35 protein-coding genes are annotated in these 21,108 nt (G+C 69.1%); 32 read left to right on the top strand and 3 right to left on the bottom strand.

What is annotated here, in order from left to right; genetic code table 11:
• Nucleotides 1–4 precede the first annotated feature (4 nt).
• From IHE55_RS11635 to IHE55_RS11625, 3 genes are all read right to left on the bottom strand, one after another.
• On the bottom strand, nucleotides 5–565 hold the full coding sequence (locus IHE55_RS11635) for a GNAT family N-acetyltransferase (RefSeq protein WP_197988966.1): 561 nt from the start codon (nucleotides 563–565) through the stop codon (nucleotides 5–7).
• 109 nt (nucleotides 566–674) lie between these two features.
• Complete coding sequence (locus tag IHE55_RS11630) at nucleotides 675–1,085, bottom strand: type II toxin-antitoxin system VapC family toxin (protein ID WP_197988965.1); 411 nt, start codon at nucleotides 1,083–1,085, stop codon at nucleotides 675–677.
• Nucleotides 1,082–1,327 (bottom strand): hypothetical protein, encoded by a 246-nt coding sequence (locus tag IHE55_RS11625; RefSeq protein ID WP_197988964.1) that lies wholly within the window; start codon nucleotides 1,325–1,327, stop codon nucleotides 1,082–1,084. Before IHE55_RS11625 ends, IHE55_RS11630 begins: the two co-directional genes overlap by 4 nt.
• A 776-nt stretch (nucleotides 1,328–2,103) precedes the next feature.
• Between IHE55_RS11625 and rpsJ the strand changes: the two genes are divergently transcribed.
• The 32 genes from rpsJ (at nucleotide 2,104) to truA (ending at nucleotide 20,633) form a co-directional block, all read left to right on the top strand.
• The gene (rpsJ, locus tag IHE55_RS11620) at nucleotides 2,104–2,412 is read left to right on the top strand and encodes a 30S ribosomal protein S10 (protein WP_003948644.1); all 309 of its coding nucleotides are present in this window, start codon (nucleotides 2,104–2,106) and stop codon (nucleotides 2,410–2,412) included.
• A 13-nt stretch (nucleotides 2,413–2,425) separates the two neighbouring features.
• A complete protein-coding gene (rplC, locus tag IHE55_RS11615; protein WP_197988963.1) occupies nucleotides 2,426–3,070 on the top strand; it encodes a 50S ribosomal protein L3 in 645 nt (214 codons plus the stop codon).
• A gap of 8 nt (nucleotides 3,071–3,078) precedes the next feature.
• Nucleotides 3,079–3,735, top strand: a complete 657-nt coding sequence (gene rplD, locus IHE55_RS11610) for a 50S ribosomal protein L4 (protein WP_197988962.1) — start codon at nucleotides 3,079–3,081, stop codon at nucleotides 3,733–3,735.
• Nucleotides 3,735–4,061 carry a 50S ribosomal protein L23 gene (rplW, locus tag IHE55_RS11605; RefSeq protein ID WP_197988961.1) on the top strand — a complete coding sequence of 109 codons (327 nt, stop codon included), beginning with the start codon at nucleotides 3,735–3,737 and terminating at the stop codon, nucleotides 4,059–4,061. Before rplD ends, rplW begins: the two co-directional genes overlap by 1 nt.
• A gap of 47 nt (nucleotides 4,062–4,108) precedes the next feature.
• A complete protein-coding gene (gene rplB / locus IHE55_RS11600) occupies nucleotides 4,109–4,945 on the top strand; it encodes a 50S ribosomal protein L2 (protein WP_197988960.1) in 837 nt (278 codons plus the stop codon).
• Between the two features lie 12 nt (nucleotides 4,946–4,957).
• Entirely contained in the window at nucleotides 4,958–5,239 is a 282-nt protein-coding gene (gene rpsS / locus IHE55_RS11595) for a 30S ribosomal protein S19 (RefSeq protein WP_197988959.1), read from the top strand.
• A 46-nt stretch (nucleotides 5,240–5,285) separates the two neighbouring features.
• Entirely contained in the window at nucleotides 5,286–5,633 is a 348-nt protein-coding gene (gene rplV / locus IHE55_RS11590) for a 50S ribosomal protein L22 (protein ID WP_197991940.1), read from the top strand.
• Nucleotides 5,633–6,460 (top strand): 30S ribosomal protein S3, encoded by an 828-nt coding sequence (gene rpsC, locus IHE55_RS11585; protein WP_197988958.1) that lies wholly within the window; start codon nucleotides 5,633–5,635, stop codon nucleotides 6,458–6,460. Before rplV ends, rpsC begins: the two co-directional genes overlap by 1 nt.
• A 5-nt stretch (nucleotides 6,461–6,465) precedes the next feature.
• Nucleotides 6,466–6,885, top strand: coding sequence for a 50S ribosomal protein L16 (gene rplP, locus IHE55_RS11580; RefSeq protein WP_135338454.1), 420 nt, complete (start codon nucleotides 6,466–6,468; stop codon nucleotides 6,883–6,885).
• The gene (rpmC, locus tag IHE55_RS11575; RefSeq protein WP_197988957.1) at nucleotides 6,885–7,112 is read left to right on the top strand and encodes a 50S ribosomal protein L29; all 228 of its coding nucleotides are present in this window, start codon (nucleotides 6,885–6,887) and stop codon (nucleotides 7,110–7,112) included. Before rplP ends, rpmC begins: the two co-directional genes overlap by 1 nt.
• Entirely contained in the window at nucleotides 7,112–7,399 is a 288-nt protein-coding gene (gene rpsQ / locus IHE55_RS11570; protein WP_197988956.1) for a 30S ribosomal protein S17, read from the top strand. Before rpmC ends, rpsQ begins: the two co-directional genes overlap by 1 nt.
• A 156-nt stretch (nucleotides 7,400–7,555) precedes the next feature.
• Entirely contained in the window at nucleotides 7,556–7,924 is a 369-nt protein-coding gene (gene rplN / locus IHE55_RS11565; protein WP_055718836.1) for a 50S ribosomal protein L14, read from the top strand.
• Nucleotides 7,925–7,927: 3 nt separating this feature from the next.
• The gene (gene rplX / locus IHE55_RS11560) at nucleotides 7,928–8,251 is read left to right on the top strand and encodes a 50S ribosomal protein L24 (protein ID WP_197988955.1); all 324 of its coding nucleotides are present in this window, start codon (nucleotides 7,928–7,930) and stop codon (nucleotides 8,249–8,251) included.
• A complete protein-coding gene (rplE, locus tag IHE55_RS11555; RefSeq protein WP_197988954.1) occupies nucleotides 8,251–8,808 on the top strand; it encodes a 50S ribosomal protein L5 in 558 nt (185 codons plus the stop codon). The genes rplX and rplE overlap by 1 nt, the downstream gene beginning before the upstream one ends.
• Before the next feature lie 5 nt (nucleotides 8,809–8,813).
• Nucleotides 8,814–8,999: a type Z 30S ribosomal protein S14 gene (locus IHE55_RS11550; RefSeq protein ID WP_003956452.1), complete on the top strand. Its 186-nt coding sequence runs from the start codon at nucleotides 8,814–8,816 to the stop codon at nucleotides 8,997–8,999.
• Between the two features lie 215 nt (nucleotides 9,000–9,214).
• Nucleotides 9,215–9,613 carry a 30S ribosomal protein S8 gene (gene rpsH, locus IHE55_RS11545; RefSeq protein WP_197988953.1) on the top strand — a complete coding sequence of 133 codons (399 nt, stop codon included), beginning with the start codon at nucleotides 9,215–9,217 and terminating at the stop codon, nucleotides 9,611–9,613.
• Between the two features lie 21 nt (nucleotides 9,614–9,634).
• Nucleotides 9,635–10,174: a 50S ribosomal protein L6 gene (gene rplF, locus IHE55_RS11540; RefSeq protein WP_197988952.1), complete on the top strand. Its 540-nt coding sequence runs from the start codon at nucleotides 9,635–9,637 to the stop codon at nucleotides 10,172–10,174.
• A gap of 3 nt (nucleotides 10,175–10,177) precedes the next feature.
• Entirely contained in the window at nucleotides 10,178–10,561 is a 384-nt protein-coding gene (gene rplR / locus IHE55_RS11535; protein WP_197988951.1) for a 50S ribosomal protein L18, read from the top strand.
• 49 nt (nucleotides 10,562–10,610) lie between these two features.
• Complete coding sequence (gene rpsE, locus IHE55_RS11530; protein ID WP_197988950.1) at nucleotides 10,611–11,216, top strand: 30S ribosomal protein S5; 606 nt, start codon at nucleotides 10,611–10,613, stop codon at nucleotides 11,214–11,216.
• A complete protein-coding gene (gene rpmD, locus IHE55_RS11525; protein ID WP_037912396.1) occupies nucleotides 11,216–11,398 on the top strand; it encodes a 50S ribosomal protein L30 in 183 nt (60 codons plus the stop codon). The genes rpsE and rpmD overlap by 1 nt, the downstream gene beginning before the upstream one ends.
• A gap of 1 nt (nucleotide 11,399) precedes the next feature.
• The gene (gene rplO, locus IHE55_RS11520) at nucleotides 11,400–11,855 is read left to right on the top strand and encodes a 50S ribosomal protein L15 (protein ID WP_197988949.1); all 456 of its coding nucleotides are present in this window, start codon (nucleotides 11,400–11,402) and stop codon (nucleotides 11,853–11,855) included.
• A gap of 205 nt (nucleotides 11,856–12,060) precedes the next feature.
• Nucleotides 12,061–13,374 (top strand): preprotein translocase subunit SecY, encoded by a 1,314-nt coding sequence (gene secY / locus IHE55_RS11515; RefSeq protein ID WP_197988948.1) that lies wholly within the window; start codon nucleotides 12,061–12,063, stop codon nucleotides 13,372–13,374.
• Nucleotides 13,374–14,036: an adenylate kinase gene (locus IHE55_RS11510; protein WP_197988947.1), complete on the top strand. Its 663-nt coding sequence runs from the start codon at nucleotides 13,374–13,376 to the stop codon at nucleotides 14,034–14,036. The genes secY and IHE55_RS11510 overlap by 1 nt, the downstream gene beginning before the upstream one ends.
• Nucleotides 14,037–14,159: 123 nt before the next feature.
• The gene (map, locus tag IHE55_RS11505) at nucleotides 14,160–14,996 is read left to right on the top strand and encodes a type I methionyl aminopeptidase (RefSeq protein ID WP_197991939.1); all 837 of its coding nucleotides are present in this window, start codon (nucleotides 14,160–14,162) and stop codon (nucleotides 14,994–14,996) included.
• 571 nt (nucleotides 14,997–15,567) lie between these two features.
• Nucleotides 15,568–15,789, top strand: coding sequence for a translation initiation factor IF-1 (infA, locus tag IHE55_RS11500; protein ID WP_003956442.1), 222 nt, complete (start codon nucleotides 15,568–15,570; stop codon nucleotides 15,787–15,789).
• 27 nt (nucleotides 15,790–15,816) lie between these two features.
• The gene (rpmJ, locus tag IHE55_RS11495; RefSeq protein ID WP_003956441.1) at nucleotides 15,817–15,930 is read left to right on the top strand and encodes a 50S ribosomal protein L36; all 114 of its coding nucleotides are present in this window, start codon (nucleotides 15,817–15,819) and stop codon (nucleotides 15,928–15,930) included.
• 186 nt (nucleotides 15,931–16,116) lie between these two features.
• Complete coding sequence (gene rpsM / locus IHE55_RS11490) at nucleotides 16,117–16,497, top strand: 30S ribosomal protein S13 (protein ID WP_197988946.1); 381 nt, start codon at nucleotides 16,117–16,119, stop codon at nucleotides 16,495–16,497.
• A 106-nt stretch (nucleotides 16,498–16,603) separates the two neighbouring features.
• The gene (gene rpsK / locus IHE55_RS11485; protein ID WP_014144338.1) at nucleotides 16,604–17,008 is read left to right on the top strand and encodes a 30S ribosomal protein S11; all 405 of its coding nucleotides are present in this window, start codon (nucleotides 16,604–16,606) and stop codon (nucleotides 17,006–17,008) included.
• A gap of 30 nt (nucleotides 17,009–17,038) precedes the next feature.
• A complete protein-coding gene (rpsD, locus tag IHE55_RS11480; protein ID WP_197988945.1) occupies nucleotides 17,039–17,665 on the top strand; it encodes a 30S ribosomal protein S4 in 627 nt (208 codons plus the stop codon).
• A 197-nt stretch (nucleotides 17,666–17,862) separates the two neighbouring features.
• Entirely contained in the window at nucleotides 17,863–18,885 is a 1,023-nt protein-coding gene (locus tag IHE55_RS11475) for a DNA-directed RNA polymerase subunit alpha (protein ID WP_197988944.1), read from the top strand.
• A 201-nt stretch (nucleotides 18,886–19,086) separates the two neighbouring features.
• Nucleotides 19,087–19,602, top strand: coding sequence for a 50S ribosomal protein L17 (rplQ, locus tag IHE55_RS11470; RefSeq protein ID WP_197988943.1), 516 nt, complete (start codon nucleotides 19,087–19,089; stop codon nucleotides 19,600–19,602).
• A 170-nt stretch (nucleotides 19,603–19,772) separates the two neighbouring features.
• Nucleotides 19,773–20,633 carry a tRNA pseudouridine(38-40) synthase TruA gene (gene truA, locus IHE55_RS11465; protein WP_197988942.1) on the top strand — a complete coding sequence of 287 codons (861 nt, stop codon included), beginning with the start codon at nucleotides 19,773–19,775 and terminating at the stop codon, nucleotides 20,631–20,633.
• The last annotated feature ends 475 nt before the right edge of the window (nucleotides 20,634–21,108 follow it).

The following is a 21,108-nucleotide window of genomic DNA, read 5'->3' as shown; positions in this document are numbered from 1 at the left end:
CGGCCTATCCGGGCGGGCGGCGGTCGTTCAGGATGTGCTGGAAGAGGATGTGGTCGGCCCACTCCCCGTTGATGTGGAGGTAGCGGGGCGCGAGCCCGATCCGCTCGAAGCCGCACTTGGCCAGGACCCGCTGCGACGCGGTGTTCGCCACGTGCGTGCTCGCCTCCACCCGGTGCAGGCCGAGCCGCTCGTCGGCGATGCCGAGGACCGCCAGCGTGGCGGCGGTGGCCAGCCCCCGGCCGGTGAGGCCGCCGTCGATCCAGTAGCCGAGGGAGGCGCTGCGCAGGGGGCCCAGGACGATGCTGTTCAGGGTGGCGGTGCCGACGATCCGCTCGCCGTCGTCCAGCACCCACGCCGCCAGCCGGCCCTCGGCCTGCTGCGCGAGCTGGTCGCGGATGCGGTCGGCCTGGCCCTCGGGGGTGTGGAAGCGGGCGGCCCGGACCGGCTCCCAGCGCCGCAGGTGCTCCCGGTTCCGTACGTAGGCGTCGCACAGGGCCCCGGCGTCCTCCGGGACGAGCGGGCGCAGCCGCACCCCGGCGGCCACGGTCACGGTGGGAACGTCCATGCGGGCCAGAATAGGCACCACCCCGCCGACCGGAGGGTGTCGTGGAGCGAGCCGACCCCGCGGCCGGCGGCCCCCTGAGGAGTTCGCCCGCCGCGTCGGCCGGGCCTCATCAGGGCAGCAGCGTCAGCGCCTGAGCGTGCTTCGGACGGACGACGTGGAAGTGCCGAAGGTCGATCGTGGCGACGTCGATCGCTCCGAGCCTTTCCGCGACAGCGACCACGGAGGCGTCCGCCGCTCCCAGCGGAAGGTCTGCGTACTGCTCGACCAGCTCCGCCATCCGCGACAGGTCTTCCGAAGTAAGAGGAACCAACCGCAGCTCACCGGAGGCGACGGCGCGGAGAAAGATGGCCTCCGCCCGAGGGCCAGCCCGTGTCCCCAGCAGGTAACAGACTTCTGCCAGGATCGGTGCGGGTATCAGCAGCGGACCCGGATGAGTCTCCAGCAGGGCCAGGCAGTCGGCGTGCCTGTCGTCCTTTGCGTTGAACGCAGCGACGATCGGGCCGGTATCGCAGATGATCACTGGCCTGCTTCGCCCAATTCCCTGCGCAGAATTTCGGAAGAGCGGGTCGCCAGGTCCGGCTCGGCCTCGATCGAGCCGGCGAACGAGAGCCGTCGGCGCCTCGGCTGCTGGACACCCTCCGTGACGGATGTGTTGTCGACGACGAGTTGCAGTACCACCGACCGCACCGCCTCCGCCTGCTCGGGGCGCAGCTGGTCGATCAGGCGGTGCAGGTCGGGGTAGTGGTCATGCGCCACACTCATACAGGGAGTCTATCGACCGACCCGTACGCCGGGGGCTGTGACGGCAGGTCCGTCGTTTCACCCGCGCGACCGCCCGCCGTCTCGCCCGGCCTCTGCCCGCGCACCGGGCAGGACTCGCCATCGCGGCCGGCGTCGGCCCGCCCGGCTGCTGCAGCTCGCCCGGCCGGCGTTCTCGCCCTGTAAACGCCCCAACCGGATGCGTTCCCCGGGCCGGGCGGCCACAGGTGGAAACCGCGTTCGGTCACCGCGCGCAAGATCGACCACGGTCGGTAGGGGTCCGGTTACGCCGCCGTCCTCCGAGGCAGGCGCCCGCAGGGCCCGCGCCCCGCCCCCGGGCCGGCGCCCGCCCGCAGGGCCCGCCCCGCCCGCAGGGCGCGCGGGGCGCCGGGCCGACGGTTGCGCGCCCCCCGGGTGGGGTAAGCTCCCACGCCCGATTCGCTCGGGCGACAGCCCGTATGGCACACTGTTCAGGTTGCTCGGTTGAGTGCCGATGCTGCGCGCCTCCCGCCGGGGGGACCGGAAGCGAGTCCCGCGGTACTCGTCACCCCTCATCAGGGGTGGAAGTACGGGAATCTTCCGGGAAGCGTCAGCGGGGCCCCAGCCAGGCGCCCGGTGGGTGTCCTTCCCCCGTGAACCCCTTCAGCAGGGAATCTCTCCTGGGAGATTTACGAGAAGGGGTGCGACACGCCCGACCGCGTGGGTCGGAGGTCGGCGGTGGTTGGACGGGAACGCACCGGGTCCCAGAGCGTTACGAGAGACAGGACTACGAAGTAGCCATGGCGGGACAGAAGATCCGCATCCGGCTCAAGGCCTACGACCACGAGGTCATCGACTCCTCGGCGAAGAAGATCGTCGAGACGGTGACCCGCACGGGTGCGTCGGTCGCGGGCCCGGTGCCGCTGCCCACTGAGAAGAACGTGTACTGCGTCATCAAGTCGCCGCACAAGTACAAGGACTCGCGCGAGCACTTCGAGATGCGCACGCACAAGCGCCTCATCGACATCCTCGACCCCACGCCGAAGACCGTCGACTCGCTCATGCGTCTCGACCTGCCGGCCGGCGTCGACATCGAGATCAAGCTCTGAGGTGACGCGCGAGATGGCTAAGCAGATCAAGGGCATCCTGGGCGAGAAGCTCGGCATGACGCAGGTCTGGGACGAGAACAACCGTGTCGTTCCGGTGACCGTCGTCAAGGCCGGCCCGAACGTCGTCACCCAGGTGCGCACCGCTGACTCGGACGGCTACGACGCCGTCCAGATCGCCTTCGGCGAGATCGACCCGCGCAAGGTGAACAAGCCCCTCAAGGGCCACTTCGCCAAGGCCGACGTCACCCCGCGCCGCCACCTGGTGGAGCTGCGTACCGCTGACGCCAGCGAGTACACGCTCGGCCAGGAGATCACCGCTGAGGTGTTCGAGTCCGGTGTCAAGGTCGATGTGACCGGCACCAGCAAGGGCAAGGGCACCGCCGGTGTCATGAAGCGCCACGGCTTCGGTGGCCTCGGCGCCGGCCACGGCACCCAGCGCAAGCACCGCTCGCCGGGCTCGATCGGTGGCTGCGCCACCCCGGGCCGCGTGTTCAAGGGCCTGCGCATGGCCGGCCGCATGGGCAACGAGCGGGTCACCACCCAGAACCTGACCGTCCACGCCGTTGACGCGGAGAAGGGCCTGCTGCTCATCAAGGGCGCGGTTCCTGGTCCGAACGGCGGCCTCGTCCTGGTCCGTACCGCGGCCAAGGGGGCCTGAGGTAACCGATGAGCACCATTGACATCCTTTCGCCGGCAGGCGACAAGGCCGGGACCGTCGAGCTCCCCGCGGAGATCTTCGACGCCAAGGTCAGCGTTCCGCTGATCCACCAGGTCGTCGTCGCCCAGCTGGCCGCTGCCCGCCAGGGCACGCACAAGACCAAGACCCGCGGCGAGGTCCGTGGCGGTGGCAAGAAGCCGTACCGCCAGAAGGGCACCGGTCGCGCCCGCCAGGGTTCGACCCGCGCGCCGCAGTTCGCCGGTGGTGGCGTCGTGCACGGTCCCGTGCCGCGCGACTACTCGCAGCGCACCCCGAAGAAGATGAAGGCCGCCGCCCTGCGCGGTGCCCTCTCCGACCGGGCGCGCCACGACCGCATCCACGTGGTGTCGGCCCTGGTCGATGGCGACATCTCCACCAAGGCCGCCAAGTCCCTGCTGGGCAAGATCAGCGAGCGCAAGAACGTGCTCCTGGTCGCCGAGCGCTCGGACGAGGCCGCGTGGCTGTCCGCCCGCAACCTGCCCCAGGTGCACATCCTGGAGCCGGGCCAGCTGAACACGTACGACGTGCTCGTCTCCGACGACGTGGTCTTCACCAAGGCCGCCTTCGAGTCCTTCGTGTCGGCGCCTACCGGCCGGAACGCTGAGACCGAAGGGAGCGACGCCTGATGAGTGAGGCGACCGCTGTCACCAGCAAGACCTTCTCCGACCCGCGCGACATCCTCGTCAAGCCGGTCGTCTCCGAGAAGAGCTACGCGCTGCTGGACGAGAACAAGTACACGTTCATCGTCGACCCGCGCGCGAACAAGACCCAGATCAAGCAGGCCGTCGAGGCGGTCTTCTCGGTCAAGGTCACCGGGGTCAACACGATCAACCGGCAGGGCAAGCGCAAGCGCACCCGCACCGGTTTCGGCAAGCGCGCCAACACCAAGCGCGCCATCGTGACCCTCGCCGAGGGCAGCCGCATCGACATCTTCGGCGGCCCGGTCTCCTGACGGAGGCCGGAACGTCCAGAAGTCCGGAATCTTCCGAGGACTGAGAAATGGGTATCCGCAAGTACAAGCCGACGACCCCGGGCCGTCGTGGCTCCAGCGTCGCCGACTTCGTCGAGATCACGCGGTCCACGCCGGAGAAGTCGCTGGTCCGCCCGCTGCACAGCAAGGGTGGTCGTAACAACTCGGGCCGCGTCACCGTCCGCCACCAGGGTGGCGGTCACAAGCGCGCGTACCGCGTCATCGACTTCCGCCGTCACGACAAGGACGGCGTGCCGGCGAAGGTCGCGCACATCGAGTACGACCCCAACCGCACCGCTCGCATCGCGCTGCTCCACTACGCGGACGGCGAGAAGCGCTACATCATCGCTCCGCGTGGCCTGTCGCAGGGTGACCGGATCGAGAACGGCCCCGCGGCCGACATCAAGCCCGGCAACAACCTGGCGCTGCGCAACATCCCGGTCGGTACCGTGATCCACGCCATCGAGCTGCGGCCCGGTGGCGGCGCGAAGTTCGCCCGGTCCGCCGGCGCCTCCGTGCAGCTGCTGGCGAAGGAGGGCTCGATGGCCCACCTCCGCATGCCGTCCGGTGAGATCCGCCTGGTCGACGTCCGCTGCCGCGCCACCGTCGGCGAGGTCGGCAACGCCGAGCAGTCGAACATCAACTGGGGCAAGGCCGGCCGTATGCGCTGGAAGGGCGTCCGCCCGACCGTCCGCGGTGTGGTCATGAACCCCGTCGACCACCCGCACGGTGGTGGTGAGGGCAAGACCTCCGGTGGTCGCCACCCGGTCTCGCCGTGGGGTCAGAAGGAAGGACGTACTCGCTCGCCGAAGAAGGCCAGCAACAAGTACATCGTCCGCCGCCGCAAGACGAACAAGAAGCGCTAGGAGCGGGTTTAGATGCCGCGCAGTCTCAAGAAGGGGCCCTTCGTCGACGACCACCTGATGAAGAAGGTGGATGTCCAGAACGAAGCCGGCACCAAGAACGTCATCAAGACCTGGTCCCGCCGCTCGATGATCGTCCCGGCCATGCTCGGCCACACGATCGCGGTGCACGACGGCCGCAAGCACGTCCCGGTGTTCGTCACCGAGTCGATGGTCGGCCACAAGCTCGGCGAGTTCGCGCCGACCCGCACCTTCCGCGGCCATGAGAAGGACGACCGCAAGTCGCGTCGTCGCTGATCTGCGGAATAGCGAAGACGAAATGACTGACACCGAAGGGACAACCATGGAAGCCAGGGCCCAGGCGCGGTACATCCGCGTCACGCCCATGAAGGCCCGCCGCGTGGTGGACCTCATCCGTGGCATGGATGCCACGGAGGCTCAGGCGGTCCTGCGTTTCGCCCCGCAGGCCGCGAGCGTGCCGGTGGGCAAGGTGCTGGACAGCGCCATTGCCAACGCCGCGCACAACTACGACCACACCGACGCCTCCACGCTGTACATCAGCGAGGCGTACGTCGACGAGGGCCCGACCCTGAAGCGGTTCCGCCCGCGCGCCCAGGGCCGCGCCTACCGGATCCGCAAGCGGACCAGCCACATCACCGTGGTCGTCAGCAGCAAGGAAGGAACCCGGTAATGGGCCAGAAGGTTAACCCGCACGGGTTCCGGCTCGGCATCACCACGGACTTCAAGTCCCGCTGGTACGCCGACAAGCTGTACAAGGACTACGTCAAGGAAGACGTCGCCATCCGCCGGATGATGACGAAGGGCATGGAGCGCGCCGGCATCTCCAAGGTGGAGATCGAGCGCACCCGTGACCGCGTCCGCGTGGACATCCACACCGCCCGGCCGGGCATCGTCATCGGCCGTCGCGGCGCGGAGGCCGACCGCATCCGCGGCGAGCTGGAGAAGCTCACCGGCAAGCAGGTCCAGCTGAACATCCTTGAGGTCAAGAACCCCGAGACCGACGCTCAGCTGGTCGCGCAGGCCGTGGCCGAGCAGCTGTCCTCCCGCGTCTCCTTCCGTCGGGCCATGCGCAAGAGCATGCAGTCCACGATGAAGGCCGGCGCCAAGGGCATCAAGATCCAGTGCGGTGGCCGCCTCGGCGGCGCCGAGATGTCCCGCTCGGAGTTCTACCGCGAGGGCCGTGTGCCCCTGCACACGCTCCGCGCGAACGTCGACTACGGCTTCTTCGAGGCCAAGACCACCTTCGGCCGCATCGGCGTCAAGGTGTGGATCTACAAGGGCGACGTGAAGAACATCGCCGAGGTCCGCGCCGAGAACGCCGCCGCCCGCGCCGGCAACCGCCCGTCGCGCGGTGGCAGCGACCGCCCGGCCCGTGGTGGCCGTGGTGGCGAGCGCCGCGGTCGCAAGCCGCAGCAGCAGAACGCCGCTGCCGAGGCCCCCAAGGCCGAGGCCGCCGCCGCTGCTCCGGCCGCTGAGAGCACCGGAACGGAGGCCTGACCGACATGCTGATCCCTCGCAGGGTCAAGCACCGCAAGCAGCACCACCCCAAGCGGAACGGTATGGCCAAGGGTGGCACGGAGCTGGCGTTCGGCGAGTACGGCATCCAGGCCGTCACCCCGGCGTACGTCACCAACCGGCAGATCGAGGCCGCTCGTATCGCCATGACCCGCCACATCAAGCGTGGCGGCAAGGTCTGGATCAACATCTACCCGGACCGGCCGCTCACCAAGAAGCCCGCCGAGACCCGCATGGGTTCCGGTAAGGGTTCGCCGGAGTGGTGGATCGCGAACGTCAAGCCCGGCCGGGTGATGTTCGAACTGTCCTACCCCAACGAGAAGATTGCTCGTGAGGCGCTTACCCGCGCTGCTCACAAGCTTCCGATGAAGTGCCGGATCGTGCGGCGCGAGGCAGGTGAGTCGTGATGGCGGCGGGGACGACCAAGGCGTCCGAGCTGCGTGAGCTGAACAACGAGGACCTCGTTGCGAAGCTGCGTGAGGCCAAGGAGGAGCTGTTCAACCTCCGCTTCCAGGCGGCGACCGGACAGCTTGAGAACCACGGCCGGCTGAAGGCCGTCCGCAAGGACATCGCCCGGATCTACACCCTGATGCGGGAGCGCGAGCTCGGCATCGAGACGGTGGAGAGCGCCTGATGAGCGAGAAGAATGTGAACGAGAACGCGACCGAGCAGCGCGGCTTCCGCAAGACCCGTGAGGGTCTGGTCGTCAGCGACAAGATGGACAAGACCGTCGTCGTCGCCGTCGAGGACCGTGTCAAGCACGCTCTGTACGGCAAGGTCATCCGCCGTACCAACAAGCTCAAGGCGCACGACGAGCAGAACGCCGCGGGTGTCGGCGACCGTGTCCTCCTGATGGAGACCCGGCCGCTGTCCGCGACCAAGCGCTGGCGCGTCGTCGAGATCCTCGAAAAGGCCAAGTAATCGTGCGGGGGCCCAGGCCCCCGCAACGCCCCCGCTGGGGGCACCGTCCCCGGGCCCCGCGCCCGGCGGCGGACCCCAGCACCAGGTTCCGCCAGGCTCCGCGGGGGCTGCCCAGGCAGCCCCCGCGGGGAACCGGCAGACGATCAGGAGATAGACGTGATCCAGCAGGAGTCGCGACTGCGCGTCGCCGACAACACTGGTGCGAAGGAGATCCTTTGCATCCGTGTTCTCGGTGGTTCCGGTCGCCGCTACGCGGGCATCGGTGACGTCATCGTCGCCACCGTCAAGGACGCGATCCCCGGTGGCAACGTGAAGAAGGGCGACGTCGTCAAGGCTGTCGTCGTGCGCACCGTCAAGGAGCGCCGCCGCCCCGACGGCTCGTACATCCGCTTCGACGAGAACGCGGCGGTCATCCTCAAGAACGACGGTGACCCCCGTGGCACCCGTATCTTCGGCCCGGTGGGCCGGGAGCTGCGCGAGAAGAAGTTCATGAAGATCATCTCGCTCGCGCCGGAGGTGCTGTAACCGATGAAGATCAAGAAGGGCGACCTGGTCCAGGTCATCACCGGTAAGGACAAGGGCAAGCAGGGCAAGGTCATCGCGGCCTTCCCCCGCGAGGACCGGGTCCTGGTCGAGGGTGTCAACCGGGTCAAGAAGCACACCAAGGCCGGTCAGACCGCCCGTGGTTCCAAGACCGGCGGCATCATCACGGTCGAGGCCCCGATCCACGTGAGCAACGTTCAGCTCGTGGTGGAGAAGGACGGCAAGAAGGTCGTCACCCGCGTCGGGTACCGCTTCGACGAGGACGGCAACAAGATCCGCGTTGCCAAGCGGACCGGTGAGGACATCTGATGACTGCCACCACTGCGCCGCGTCTCAAGACGCGCTACCGCGAAGAGATCGCCGGCAAGCTGCGTGACGAGTTCGGTTACGAGAACGTCATGCAGATCCCCGGCCTGACCAAGATCGTGGTCAACATGGGTGTGGGCGACGCCGCCCGCGACTCCAAGCTGATCGAGGGCGCCATCCGCGACCTCGCCACGATCACCGGCCAGAAGCCGGCCGTCACCAAGGCCCGGAAGTCCATCGCGCAGTTCAAGCTGCGTGAGGGTCAGCCGATCGGCGCCCACGTCACCCTCCGCGGTGACCGCATGTGGGAGTTCCTGGACCGCCTGCTGTCGCTCGCGCTGCCGCGTATCCGCGACTTCCGGGGTCTGTCCCCGAAGCAGTTCGACGGCCGGGGCAACTACACCTTCGGTCTCACGGAGCAGGTCATGTTCCACGAGATCGACCAGGACAAGATCGACCGCGTCCGGGGTATGGACATCACCGTGGTCACCACGGCGACCAACGACGACGAGGGCCGGGCCCTCCTCCGTCACCTCGGCTTCCCCTTCAAGGAGGCGTGAGCGAGATGGCGAAGAAGGCTCTGATTGCCAAGGCCGCCCGCAAGCCCAAGTTCGGTGTGCGCGCGTACACCCGCTGCCAGCGCTGCGGTCGTCCGCACTCCGTGTACCGCAAGTTCGGCCTCTGCCGCGTGTGCCTCCGTGAGATGGCCCACCGTGGCGAGCTGCCGGGCGTGACCAAGAGCTCCTGGTAGTCCCCGTTCTCGGGGATGGACCAGGATCTCGGTAAGCAATGGATGGCGGGCCCCCTCCCTCACATCGCTTAGGCTTGTGGGGTTGGGCGCCCGCCGCCCATGACCGTCTTACTACGCCGTAGGTCCCCGCACCGCACCCGTCCCGACGCCGTGAGGCGATCGGGGAGAGGGATGGAGCAGACAGGAAACCCCGGCGAGAGAGGCCGAAGGCCATCATGACCATGACCGATCCGATCGCAGACATGCTCACTCGTCTGCGAAACGCGAACTCGGCGTACCACGACTCCGTCGTGATGCCGCACAGCAAGATCAAGTCGCACATCGCGGAAATCCTCCAGCAGGAGGGCTACATCACCGGCTGGAAGGTCGAGGACGCCGAGGTCGGCAAGAGCCTCGTCCTGGAGCTGAAGTTCGGCCCGAACCGCGAGCGCTCGATCGCCGGCATCAAGCGGATTTCCAAGCCGGGCCTGCGGGTCTACGCAAAGTCCACCAACCTGCCGAAGGTGCTCGGCGGCCTGGGCGTGGCGATCATCTCCACGTCGCACGGGCTGCTCACCGACAAGCAGGCTGCCAAGAAGGGCGTGGGCGGGGAAGTCCTCGCCTACGTCTGGTAACCCGGGAACGGAGGAAAAGCCATGTCGCGTATTGGACGGCTGCCCATCCAGGTTCCCGCTGGTGTGGACGTCACCATCGATGGCCGTACGGTCGCAGTGAAGGGCCCCAAGGGCACCCTCTCGCACACCGTTGCCGCGCCCATCGAGATCGCCAAGGGTGAGGACGGCGCCATCGTCGTCTCCCGCCCGAACGACGAGCGTCAGAACAAGGCCCTGCACGGCCTGTCCCGCACGCTGGTGGCGAACATGATCACCGGCGTGACCCAGGGGTACGTCAAGAAGCTTGAGATCAGCGGTGTCGGCTACCGCGTCCAGGCGAAGGGCTCCAACCTGGAGTTCTCGCTGGGCTACAGCCACCCGATCCTGGTCGAGGCCCCCGAGGGGATCTCCTTCAAGGTGGAGACCCCGACCCGCTTCAGCGTCGAGGGCATCGACAAGCAGAAGGTCGGCGAGGTCGCCGCGAACATCCGCAAGCTGCGGAAGCCCGACCCGTACAAGGCCAAGGGCGTCAAGTACGAGGGCGAAGTCATCCGCCGCAAGGTCGGAAAGGCTGGTAAGTAAGCCATGGCATACGGTGTGAAGATCGCCAAGGGCGACGCCTACAAGCGGGCCGCCATCAAGCGACGCCACATCCGCGTCCGCAAGCGGGTCAACGGCACCGCGGAGCGTCCGCGCCTGGTGGTGACGCGTTCCAACCGCGGTATCACCGCTCAGGTCATCGACGACATCGCGGGTCACACGCTGGCCTCCGCGTCGCACCTCGACGCCTCCATCCGTGGGGCCGAGGGTGACAAGACCGCCAAGGCCAAGCAGGTCGGCGCCCTGGTCGCCGAGCGTGCCAAGGCCGCGGGTGTCGAGGCCGTGGTGTTCGACCGTGGCGGCAACCAGTACGCCGGGCGCATCGCCGCTCTGGCCGACGCCGCCCGCGAGGCCGGGCTCAAGTTCTGAGCCACGGTTCCGTACGCAAAGCGGACGTTAAACGAGAGAGGTAATTCCAATGGCTGGACCCCAGCGCCGCGGTGGCGGCGCCGGTGGCGGCGAGCGGCGGGACCGTAAGGACCGGCGGGACGGCGGCGCTGCCGCCGAGAAGACCGCCTACGTCGAGCGTGTTGTCGCGATCAACCGCGTCGCCAAGGTTGTGAAGGGTGGTCGTCGCTTCAGCTTCACCGCGCTGGTCGTGGTGGGCGATGGCGAGGGCACCGTGGGCGTCGGTTACGGCAAGGCCAAGGAGGTGCCGGCCGCCATCGCCAAGGGTGTGGAGGAGGCCAAGAAGCACTTCTTCAAGGTCCCCCGGATCGCCGGCACCATCCCGCACCCGATCCAGGGTGAGGAGGCCGCGGGTGTCGTGCTGCTGAAGCCGGCTTCCCCGGGTACCGGTGTGATCGCCGGTGGTCCGGTGCGTGCCGTGCTGGAGTGCGCGGGCATCCACGACGTGCTCAGCAAGTCGCTCGGCTCGTCCAACCCGATCAACATCGTGCACGCCACGGTGGCCGCTCTGAAGGGGCTGCAGCGCCCCGAGGAGATCGCCGCCCGCCGTGGCCTGCCGCTGGAGGACGTCGCGCCCGCCGCCCTGCTGCGGGCCCGTGCCGGGGTGGGTGTGTGATGGCTCGCCTCAAGGTCACCCAGACGAAGTCCTACATCGGCAGCAAGCAGAACCACCGTGACACCCTGCGTTCGCTCGGGCTCAAGCGCCTGAACGACGTGGTCGTCAAGGAGGACCGCCCCGAGATCCGCGGCATGGTGCACACCGTCCGCCACCTCGTGACGGTCGAGGAGGTCGACTGACATGGCGGAGAGCAAGCCGCTGAAGGTCCACAACCTCCGGCCCGCCCCGGGCGCCAAGACCGCCAAGACCCGTGTCGGTCGTGGTGAGGCGTCCAAGGGTAAGACCGCCGGTCGTGGTACCAAGGGTACGAAGGCCCGCTACCAGGTTCCGGAGCGCTTCGAGGGTGGGCAGATGCCCCTCCACATGCGCCTTCCGAAGCTGAAGGGCTTCAAGAACCCGTTCCGCACCGAGTACCAGGTCGTCAACCTGGACAAGCTGGCCGCGCTCTACCCGCAGGGTGGCGAGGTCACGGTGGCCGACCTGGTCGCCAAGGGTGCGGTGCGCAAGAACCAGCTCGTCAAGGTGCTGGGCGACGGAGACCTCTCCGTGGCGCTGCAGGTGACCGTGGACAAGGTCTCCGGCTCCGCCAAGGAGAAGATCACCGCCGCCGGCGGGACCGTCACCGAGCTCGTCTGAGCCCGATGCACAGCCAGCCGGGGATGTCCCTGATAAGGGGCATCCCCGGTTGGTCGTTCCAAGGGGGGCATGCTCGCCGGTAAGGTGGCGAGCGCCGTTACCTTCCGCGCGGCGTGCGTCCGTGCGGGCGTTGACTGTTTTCGTATTCGTCGAACCTCAAGACCGTCACCTCTCGCGCACGCACGCGGGGGGCGCAGGAGGCACCGTGCTCACCGCGTTCGCCCGGGCGTTCAAGACGCCCGACCTGCGCAAGAAGCTGCTGTTCACGTTGGGCATCATCGTGTTGTTCCGGCTCGGGGCGCATGTCCCGGTCCCGGGCGTGGACTACAAGAATGTCCAGACGTGCGTGGACGAGGCCGAGGCCAACCAGGGTCTCTTCGGCCTGGTGAACATGATCAGCGGTGGCGCACTGTCACAGATCACCGTTTTCGCACTGACGATCATGCCGTACATCACGGCGAGCATCATCCTGCAGCTGCTGACCGTGGTCATCCCGCGCCTCGAAGCCCTCAAGAAGGAGGGCCAGGCCGGCCAGGCGAAGATCACGCAGTACACCCGTTACCTGACCATCGGACTGGCGGTGCTGCAGAGCACCGGCCTGGTGGCGACGGCCCGCAGCGGCTCGCTCTTCAGCAGCTGCTCGGTCGGCACTGAGATCATCCCGGACCAGTCGATCTTCGTCACCATGGTCATGGTCATCACCATGACTGCGGGCACCGCCCTCATCATGTGGATGGGCGAGCTGATCACCGACCGCGGTATCGGCAACGGCATGTCGATCCTGATGTTCGTCTCGATCGCCGCGGGCTTCCCCGGTGGTCTGTGGCAGATCAAGCAGTCCGGCGAGATCATGGGCGGCTGGCTGGAGTTCGGCGTGGTCATCGTCTGCGGCCTCGCCATGGTCGGCCTGGTGGTCTTCGTCGAGCAGGCTCAGCGCCGTATCCCGGTCCAGTACGCCAAGCGGATGATCGGGCGCCGCTCGTACGGCGGAACCTCGACCTACATCCCGCTGAAGGTGAACCAGGCGGGTGTGATTCCCGTCATCTTCGCCTCGTCCCTGCTCTACATTCCGGCCTTGATCGTCCAGTTCAGCAACTCCAACGCGGACTGGGCGGTCTGGATCGAGAACAACTTCGTGCAGGGTGACCACCCGGTCTACATGGCCAGCTACTTCCTGCTGATCGTGTTCTTCGCCTTCTTCTACGTGGCCATCTCCTTCAACCCCGAAGAAGTTGCCGACAACATGAAGAAGTATGGTGGCTTCATCCCGGGTATCCGGGCTGGTCGTCCCACTGCGGAGTATCTGAGCTACGTGCTGAACCGCATCACGTGGCCCGGCTCTCTCTATCTGGGCCTGATCGCCCTGGTGCCCACGGTGGCGCTGGTGACGCTCAAGGCCAACCAGAACTTCCCGTTCGGTGGGACCAGCATCCTCATCATCGTGGGTGTCGGCCTGGAGACCGTGAAGCAGATCGAGAGCCAGCTTCAGCAGCGACACTACGAAGGGTTCCTCCGCTGATGCGAATCGTCCTGGTCGGGCCTCCTGGGGCTGGCAAGGGTACGCAGGCCGCGTACCTCGCCAAGAACCTCGCCATCCCGCACATCTCCACGGGTGACCTCTTCCGCGCCAACATCAGCCAGGGCACCGAGCTCGGCAAGAAGGCGAAGTCCTACATGGACGCGGGAGACCTGGTCCCGGACGAGGTGACCATCGGCATGGCCAAGGACCGCATGTCGCAGCCGGACGCCGTGAACGGCTTCCTCCTCGACGGCTTCCCGCGCAACGTCTCGCAGGCCGAGGCGCTGGACGGGATGCTCACCGCCGAGGGCATGCGGCTGGACGCGGTGCTGGACCTGGAGGTCCCCGAGGACGAGGTGGTCAAGCGGATCGCCGGCCGCCGGATCTGCCGCAACGACTCCAGCCACGTCTTCCACGTCAGCTACTCGCCGCCGAAGACCGAGGGCGTGTGCGACGTGTGCGGCGGGGAGCTGTACCAGCGGCAGGACGACTCGGAGGAGACCGTCCGCACCCGGCTGGACGTCTACCACACCCAGACCGAGCCGATCATCGACTACTACAAGGCCCAGGGCCTGGTGGTGACGATCTCGGCGCTCGGCAAGGTCGCCGAGGTGACCCAGCGGGCCATGGACGCGCTGCCCGGTAAGGGCGAGGCGGCCTGAGCCCCGCACTCTGCGGTACGGCCGCGGTGCCCCACGGGGGGCGTCGCGGCCTTACTGTTGAGCAGACGGCGCGGTCGGCGCGCCCCCCGGACAACCGAACGACGGATCGTGGAAGGCACCCCCATGGTGGAGATCAAGACTCCTGAGCAGATCGCGAAGATGCGAGAGGCCGGGCTGGTCGTCGCGGCCATCCACCAGGCGTGCCGGGAGGCGGCCGTCCCCGGCGCCACCACCAAGGACCTCGACGACGCGGCCCGGAAGGTGCTCGCCGAGCACGGCGCGAAGTCGAACTTCCTCGGCTACGGCGGGTTCCCCGCGACCATCTGCACCTCGGTGAACGACGTGGTGGTGCACGGCATCCCGGACACCGCGACGGTGCTCAAGGACGGCGACGTCATCTCCATCGACGCCGGCGCGATCGTGGACGGCTGGCACGGCGACGCGGCCTTCACGCACTTCGTGGGCACCGGGCACGACCCGGAGCTGCACGAGCTGAGCCGGGTCACCGAGGAGTCGATGTGGGCCGGCATCGCGGCGGTCCGCAAGGGCAACCGGCTGGTGGACATCTCCCGCGCGATCGAGGGCTACATCCGCCGCCAGCCGCTGCCGGCCTCCGGGAAGTACGGGATCATCGAGGACTACGGCGGCCACGGCATCGGCAGCCAGATGCACATGGACCCGCACCTGCTGAACTACGTCTCCCGCAAGCGGGGCAAGGGCCCCAAGCTGGTCCCCGGCTTCTGCATCGCGATCGAGCCGATGGTGAGCCTGGGCACCGCGAAGACGCACGTGCTCTCCGACGACTGGACGGTCAAGACCGACGACGGCTCCTGGTCCAGCCACTGGGAGCACTCGGTGGCGCTGACCGAGGAGGGCCCGCTGGTCCTCACCGCTGTGGACGGCGGCCGGGCGAAGCTCGCCGAGTACGGCATCGAGGCCGCGCCGGACCCGCTGGGCTGAGCGCCCCGGCCCCGGCCGGGGCGCGGTAGGCGTACGGGACGCCGGCGGGCCCCCGGCCGGCGTCCGGCCGCCCGGGTGGTGCGGCGGGCCCGTGGCGCGGTGGTCCCGCGCGGTACGGCCCCGCCGGACGGGTGATGCGGCAGGTCCGCGGTACGGACCCGACACGCCGGCCGCCCGGAGGGCGCGGACCGGCCGCCCGGCCCCGCGGCGGCCTCCGGACCGGCGCCCCCCTCCGGCGCTTCCCGGACCGGTCCGGTCCACGGCCCCGCCGGCCGGCCGGTCCCTCCGGAGCCCGGCCGCTGCGGCCCGCTGCGGCCGCCCGGCCCCGTCCCGCCCGCGTCCGGGAGTCGGCCGCCGGGCCTCGCCGGGCCGGGCCGGCCCCCGCCGGGCCCCGCTCCGGGGCGTGCGTAATGATCATTCACCTGGGCAGACTGCCCCCGGTTTCGTGTTTCGGGACGTGCTGACGTAGACTGACACGTCGGCTCACGCATGCCTTCTTGCCGTGTCTTTCGATACGGCGGAACGATCATGTCAACGGGCCGACCAAGGTAGCCGATCCCGAAAGCAGGACATGGCCAAGAAGCAAGGCGCCATCGAAATCGAGGGCACCGTGATCGAGTCTCTGCCGAACGCGATGTTCAAGGTGGAGCTCCAGAACGGTCACAAGGTCCTCGCGCACATCAGCGGCAAGATGCGTATGCACTACATCCGCATCCTCCCGGATGACCGGGTCGTCGTGGAGCTCTCTCCCTACGACCTCACGCGCGGACGGATCGTCTACCGCTACAAGTAGATCTCACGACCCGGAGAACCTCACACCATGAAGGTCAAGCCGAGCGTCAAGAAGATCTGCGACAAGTGCAAGGTGATCCGCCGCCACGGCCGGGTCATGGTCATCTGCGACAACCTGCGCCACAAGCAGCGCCAGGGCTGACGCGACCACTCCTGCACCTCGCAGTTTCTTCGCGCGACGACGCACAGCATCACGTACATACGCAGTCACCCGCCCCGCTGACGCGGGAGCGACACCCCCGGTCGGAGGCCGGGGACCCGGAGAAGGGCCGTCGGGCCGGGCCGGGAGCGGTGCTGCGGAAGACCTCCGAATATCAAGGAGCCATGCATGGCACGCCTCGCAGGCGTTGACCTTCCGCGCGACAAGCGCGTCGAGGTCGCCCTCACCTACGTCTTCGGTATCGGCCGTACCCGGTCCCAGGAGACCCTCGCCGCCACCGGCGTGAACCCGGACACCCGGGTCCGCGACCTGGCCGAGGAGGACCTGGTCAAGATCCGCGAGTACGTGGACGCCAACCTCAAGACCGAGGGTGACCTCCGTCGTGAGATTCAGGCCGACATCCGCCGCAAGGTGGAGATCGGCTGCTACCAGGGTCTGCGCCACCGCCGTGGCCTGCCCGTCCACGGTCAGCGCACCAGCACCAACGCCCGCACCCGCAAGGGCCCGCGCAAGGCGATCGCCGGTAAGAAGAAGCCGGGCAAGAAGTAGTCCTCACCGGACGCCAGCTGCGGTCCGTCCGGGACACCCCGGATGACCCGCATGTCACCGCGGTCCGGCAGTAGGACCGACCACCTCCACGGGAGATTCCGAACTTATGCCTCCGAAGGGCCGTCAGGCCGGCGCCAAGAAGGTGCGCCGCAAGGAGAAGAAGAACGTCGCCCACGGGCACGCTCACATCAAGAGCACGTTCAACAACACCATCGTCTCGATCACCGACCCCACCGGGAACGTGATCTCCTGGGCCTCCGCCGGCCACGTCGGCTTCAAGGGCTCGCGCAAGTCCACCCCGTTCGCCGCGCAGATGGCCGCCGAGTCGGCCGCCCGCCGCGCGCAGGAGCACGGCATGCGCAAGGTCGACGTGTTCGTCAAGGGTCCGGGCTCCGGCCGTGAGACCGCGATCCGCTCGCTCCAGGCCACCGGCCTGGAGGTGGGCTCGATCCAGGACGTGACGCCGACCCCGCACAACGGGTGCCGCCCCCCGAAGCGGCGCCGGGTCTGATCACCGGCTGAGCTAGGAGACAAGTTAACAATGGCGCGTTACACCGGGGCCGACTGCAAGCGTTGCCGTCGGGAGAAGCAGAAGCTCTTCCTCAAGGGGAGCAAGTGCGAGAGCGCGAAGTGCCCGATCGAGATCCGTCCTTACCCCCCGGGTGAGCACGGGCGCGGGCGCACCAAGGACAGCGAGTACCTCCTCCAGATGCGTGAGAAGCAGAAGGCGGCGCGTATCTACGGTGTCCTGGAGAAGCAGTTCCGTGGCTACTACGCGGAGGCCAACAGGAAGTCCGGCAAGACCGGTGAGAACCTGCTGCGCATCCTGGAGTGCCGGCTGGACAACGTGGTCTACCGGGCGGGTTTCGCCAAGTCCCGGGACCACGCCCGCCAGCTGGTCCGTCACGGCCACTTCCTCGTGAACGGCGTGAAGACCGACATCCCGTCGGCCCGCGTCGCCGTGAACGACATCATCGAGGTTCGCCCGAAGTCCCGGACCATGACCCCCTTCCAGGTGGCTCAGGCCGAGGCGGGCGAGCGCACCGTGCCGGCGTGGCTGGAGGCCATCCCGTCCAAGCTGCGCATCCTCGTGCACAACCTGCCCGAGCGCCAGGTGATCGACACCCAGGTGCAGGAGCAGCTGATCGTCGAGCTGTACTCCAAGTAGCAGCTCGCCGCCGCCGCGCGGCGGACCCCCGGGGCCTCCGGGCGGACCGCGGCGCGGCGGCGGCCGGTCGTCGGGTCCCGGCCTGCCGGGCCGGACCCGGGGTGCGGGCGGTGGGTGCCCATCGGGGCACCGCCGCCCGTACCCTTGTCAGTGCCGACGGCGTCAAATAGCGGGCGCCGAAGACTGAAGGAACCAACATGCTGATCGCCCAGCGTCCCTCCCTCACCGAGGAGGTCGTGGACGAGTACCGGTCCCGGTTCGTGATCGAGCCGCTGGAGCCGGGCTTCGGCTACACCCTCGGCAACTCCCTCCGTCGTACGCTCCTCTCCTCGATCCCCGGTGCGGCCGTCACCAGCATCCGGATCGACGGGGTCCTGCACGAGTTCACCACCGTGCCGGGCGTCAAGGAGGACGTCACCGACCTCATCCTCAACATCAAGCAGCTGGTCGTCTCCTCGGAGCACGACGAGCCGGTCGTGATGTACCTGCGCAAGCAGGGCCCGGGCCTGGTCACTGCCGCGGACATCGCGCCGCCGGCCGGTGTCGAGGTGCACAACCCGGACCTGGTCCTGGCCACGCTGAACGGCAAGGGCAAGCTGGAGATGGAGCTGACCGTCGAGCGCGGTCGCGGCTACGTCTCCGCGGTCCAGAACAAGCAGGTGGGCCAGGAGATCGGCCGGATCCCGGTGGACTCCATCTACTCGCCGGTGCTCAAGGTCACCTACAAGGTCGAGGCGACCCGAGTCGAGCAGCGCACCGACTTCGACAAGCTGATCGTCGACGTCGAGACCAAGCAGGCCATGCGCCCGCGCGACGCCATGGCGTCGGCCGGCAAGACCCTGGTCGAGCTGTTCGGCCTGGCCCGCGAGCTGAACGTGGACGCCGAGGGCATCGACATGGGCCCGTCCCCGACGGACGCCGCGCTCGCCGCCGACCTGGCGCTGCCGATCGAGGAGCTGGAGCTCACCGTCCGCTCCTACAACTGCCTCAAGCGCGAGGGCATCCACTCCGTGGGTGAGCTGGTCGCGCGCTCCGAGGCCGACCTGCTCGACATCCGCAACTTCGGTGCGAAGTCGATCGACGAGGTCAAGGCGAAGCTGGCCGGCATGGGCCTGGCCCTGAAGGACAGCCCGCCCGGATTCGACCCGACCGCCGCCGCGGACGCCTTCGGCACCGACGACGACGCGGACTCCGGGTTCGTCGAGACCGAGCAGTACTGAGCCCTGAGGCCGGGCGGCGCGCGGTGCCGGTCACCGCGCGCCGCCCGGCCCGGCTCCGGACCCGTCCGCCGGTGGGCTCCCCACCCGGCGGGTCCCACCCGGCTTCCCCGGCACCGCCGGGGGTCCGCGGGGGGCCGACGCCTCCCGCACAGGCTGACACCGGTACCTGATACGGCCGGTGCAGATCACAAGGAGAAACACATGCCGCGTCCCACCAAGGGTGCCCGTCTGGGCGGCAGCGCCGCGCACGAGCGTCTGCTGCTGGCGAACCTTGCGAAGTCGCTGTTCGAGCACGGCCGCATCACCACGACCGAGGCCAAGGCCCGCCGCCTGCGTCCGGTCGCCGAGCGCCTGATCACCAAGGCGAAGAAGGGCGACATCCACAACCGTCGCCTGGTGCTGCAGACGATCACGGACAAGAGCATCGTCCACACGCTCTTCACCGAGATCGCCCCGCGCTACGCCGAGCGTCCGGGTGGCTACACCCGCATCACCAAGATCGGCAACCGTCGTGGCGACAACGCCCCGATGGCCGTGATCGAGCTGGTCGAGGGCGAGATCGCCAAGAAGGCGACCGTCGCCGAGGCCGAGGCCGCCACCAAGCGTGCGGTCAAGGAGGACGCCCTCAAGAAGGACGAGGCCGCCGAGGACACCAAGGCGGACCTGTCCAAGGACGAGGCCGCCGAGGCCCCGGCCGAGGAGTCCAAGGACGCCTGAACCGCCCCACGGCGGGAGCGGGCCGCGGTACAGCGGCGCGCCACCGCACGGCGGTAGCGGACGGGCCCGTCCCCGGGAGGGGGCGGGCCCGTTCCGCGTTTCACCGTAAGGAGAGCGTCCGCGGCCGGACGGGGCCGGCGCGGGGGACGCGTGTGGAGGAGGAGCGAAGCGTGAGCGATGAGGCCAAGCCCGGCTTCGTCCGGGTCCGGCTGGACCTGTCCTACGACGGGAAGGACTTCTCCGGCTGGGCCCGGCAGAACGCCCGGCGCACCGTGCAGGAGGAGCTGGAGGACGCGCTGCGCACGGTGACCCGGATGCCGGAGCGCGCCGAGCTGACCGTCGCGGGCCGCACCGACGCCGGGGTGCACGCCCGCGGCCAGGTCGCCCATGTGGACCTGCCCGAACAGGTGTGGGCCGAGCACCACGACAAGCTGCTGCGCCGGCTGGCCGGGCGGCTGCCGCACGACATCCGGGTCTGGCGGGTGGCCGCCGCGCCGCCCGGCTTCAACGCGCGCTTCTCGGCGATCTGGCGCCGCTACGCCTACCGGGTGGTGGACCACCCGGCCGGCGTCGATCCGCTGCTGCGCGGCCATGTGCTGTGGCACGACTGGCCGCTGGACGTGGACGCGATGAACGCGGCCTGCGAGCCGCTGCTGGGGGAGCACGACTTCGCCGCCTACTGCCGGCGGCGGGAGGGCGCGACCACCATCCGCACCCTCCAGGAGCTGCGCTGGGAGCGGGGCGCGGACGGGGTGCTCACCGCGACCGTGCGGGCCGACGCCTTCTGCCACAACATGGTGCGCTCGCTGGTCGGCGCGCTGCTGTTCGTCGGGGACGGCCACCGGCCCCCCGAGTGGCCCGGCAAGGTGCTCGCCGCGCGGGTCCGGGACTCCGCGGTCCACGTGGTGCGCCCGCACGGGCTCACCCTGGAGGAGGTCGGCTACCCGGCGGACGAGCTGCTCGCGGACCGCAACCGGGAGGCGCGGAACAAGCGGAGCCTGCCGGGGGCGGACGGCGCCGGCTGCTGCTGAGCCCCGTACCGGGCGCGGGCCGGGCCCGGCCACGGGAGAGCCCGCCGGGTCGCCGGCGGGCGGTCGCCAGTTGGCGGTCGGTCGTCGGCTGCGGTCGTCGGTCGTCGGTCGGCGGGGGTGGGTCCGGCTCGGGGGTCCGGGCGTCAGGGCGTCCGGGCGGTCTGGGCGGTCCGGGTGATCGGGGTGGGTCCCCGTCGGCCGGGGCCGTTCCGTACGGGGCGGCTCATGGCCCGTAGGGGTCTCGTACGGCCGGGGGCAGGCTTCTCGTCCGGCCCCGTAGGGTCTCCTGCGGGGGCGGCCCTCTTCGGCCGGTAGGTCTCGCCCGGCCCGTAGGGGGCGTGCTGCGGCCCGCGTGGCCGTACCCGCATGGCGTGTGCCGTACCCGCACGGGGCGTACCCGCACGACCGTGGGGGACGTGTCCTCGCCCGGGCTCGGGGTGACCGGCCGTGCGCCCCGGCCGGGCTCCGGGCGGTC

This window comes from Streptomyces pactum (assembly GCF_016031615.1).
In the GTDB taxonomy this organism is placed as follows: Bacteria; Actinomycetota; Actinomycetes; order Streptomycetales; family Streptomycetaceae; genus Streptomyces; species Streptomyces pactus.
This window is presented reverse-complemented; position numbering and strand designations above follow the sequence as displayed.

What these genes read in the sequence shown, in the direction of transcription:
- IHE55_RS11475 (WP_197988944.1), top strand. Translation starts at nt 17,863, where the DNA reads ATGCTGATCGCCCAGCGTCCCTCCCTCACCGAGGAGGTCGTGGACGAG.
- rplB (WP_197988960.1), top strand. Translation starts at nt 4,109, where the DNA reads ATGGGTATCCGCAAGTACAAGCCGACGACCCCGGGCCGTCGTGGCTCC.
- IHE55_RS11510 (WP_197988947.1), top strand. Translation starts at nt 13,374, where the DNA reads ATGCGAATCGTCCTGGTCGGGCCTCCTGGGGCTGGCAAGGGTACGCAG.
- rpsD (WP_197988945.1), top strand. Translation starts at nt 17,039, where the DNA reads ATGGCGCGTTACACCGGGGCCGACTGCAAGCGTTGCCGTCGGGAGAAG.
- rplE (WP_197988954.1), top strand. Translation starts at nt 8,251, where the DNA reads ATGACTGCCACCACTGCGCCGCGTCTCAAGACGCGCTACCGCGAAGAG.
- rplC (WP_197988963.1), top strand. Translation starts at nt 2,426, where the DNA reads ATGGCTAAGCAGATCAAGGGCATCCTGGGCGAGAAGCTCGGCATGACG.
- rplP (WP_135338454.1), top strand. Translation starts at nt 6,466, where the DNA reads ATGCTGATCCCTCGCAGGGTCAAGCACCGCAAGCAGCACCACCCCAAG.
- rpsH (WP_197988953.1), top strand. Translation starts at nt 9,215, where the DNA reads ATGACCATGACCGATCCGATCGCAGACATGCTCACTCGTCTGCGAAAC.
- rpmC (WP_197988957.1), top strand. Translation starts at nt 6,885, where the DNA reads ATGGCGGCGGGGACGACCAAGGCGTCCGAGCTGCGTGAGCTGAACAAC.
- rplF (WP_197988952.1), top strand. Translation starts at nt 9,635, where the DNA reads ATGTCGCGTATTGGACGGCTGCCCATCCAGGTTCCCGCTGGTGTGGAC.
- rpsE (WP_197988950.1), top strand. Translation starts at nt 10,611, where the DNA reads ATGGCTGGACCCCAGCGCCGCGGTGGCGGCGCCGGTGGCGGCGAGCGG.
- rpmD (WP_037912396.1), top strand. Translation starts at nt 11,216, where the DNA reads ATGGCTCGCCTCAAGGTCACCCAGACGAAGTCCTACATCGGCAGCAAG.
- IHE55_RS11550 (WP_003956452.1), top strand. Translation starts at nt 8,814, where the DNA reads ATGGCGAAGAAGGCTCTGATTGCCAAGGCCGCCCGCAAGCCCAAGTTC.
- infA (WP_003956442.1), top strand. Translation starts at nt 15,568, where the DNA reads ATGGCCAAGAAGCAAGGCGCCATCGAAATCGAGGGCACCGTGATCGAG.
- rplO (WP_197988949.1), top strand. Translation starts at nt 11,400, where the DNA reads ATGGCGGAGAGCAAGCCGCTGAAGGTCCACAACCTCCGGCCCGCCCCG.
- rpsK (WP_014144338.1), top strand. Translation starts at nt 16,604, where the DNA reads ATGCCTCCGAAGGGCCGTCAGGCCGGCGCCAAGAAGGTGCGCCGCAAG.
- rplX (WP_197988955.1), top strand. Translation starts at nt 7,928, where the DNA reads ATGAAGATCAAGAAGGGCGACCTGGTCCAGGTCATCACCGGTAAGGAC.
- rpmJ (WP_003956441.1), top strand. Translation starts at nt 15,817, where the DNA reads ATGAAGGTCAAGCCGAGCGTCAAGAAGATCTGCGACAAGTGCAAGGTG.
- rpsJ (WP_003948644.1), top strand. Translation starts at nt 2,104, where the DNA reads ATGGCGGGACAGAAGATCCGCATCCGGCTCAAGGCCTACGACCACGAG.
- rpsM (WP_197988946.1), top strand. Translation starts at nt 16,117, where the DNA reads ATGGCACGCCTCGCAGGCGTTGACCTTCCGCGCGACAAGCGCGTCGAG.
- rplV (WP_197991940.1), top strand. Translation starts at nt 5,286, where the DNA reads ATGGAAGCCAGGGCCCAGGCGCGGTACATCCGCGTCACGCCCATGAAG.
- map (WP_197991939.1), top strand. Translation starts at nt 14,160, where the DNA reads ATGGTGGAGATCAAGACTCCTGAGCAGATCGCGAAGATGCGAGAGGCC.
- rplQ (WP_197988943.1), top strand. Translation starts at nt 19,087, where the DNA reads ATGCCGCGTCCCACCAAGGGTGCCCGTCTGGGCGGCAGCGCCGCGCAC.
- rplW (WP_197988961.1), top strand. Translation starts at nt 3,735, where the DNA reads ATGAGTGAGGCGACCGCTGTCACCAGCAAGACCTTCTCCGACCCGCGC.
- IHE55_RS11625 (WP_197988964.1), bottom strand. Translation starts at nt 1,327, where the DNA reads ATGAGTGTGGCGCATGACCACTACCCCGACCTGCACCGCCTGATCGAC.
- rpsC (WP_197988958.1), top strand. Translation starts at nt 5,633, where the DNA reads ATGGGCCAGAAGGTTAACCCGCACGGGTTCCGGCTCGGCATCACCACG.
- rplD (WP_197988962.1), top strand. Translation starts at nt 3,079, where the DNA reads ATGAGCACCATTGACATCCTTTCGCCGGCAGGCGACAAGGCCGGGACC.
- IHE55_RS11635 (WP_197988966.1), bottom strand. Translation starts at nt 565, where the DNA reads ATGGACGTTCCCACCGTGACCGTGGCCGCCGGGGTGCGGCTGCGCCCG.
- rpsQ (WP_197988956.1), top strand. Translation starts at nt 7,112, where the DNA reads ATGAGCGAGAAGAATGTGAACGAGAACGCGACCGAGCAGCGCGGCTTC.
- rplR (WP_197988951.1), top strand. Translation starts at nt 10,178, where the DNA reads ATGGCATACGGTGTGAAGATCGCCAAGGGCGACGCCTACAAGCGGGCC.
- rpsS (WP_197988959.1), top strand. Translation starts at nt 4,958, where the DNA reads ATGCCGCGCAGTCTCAAGAAGGGGCCCTTCGTCGACGACCACCTGATG.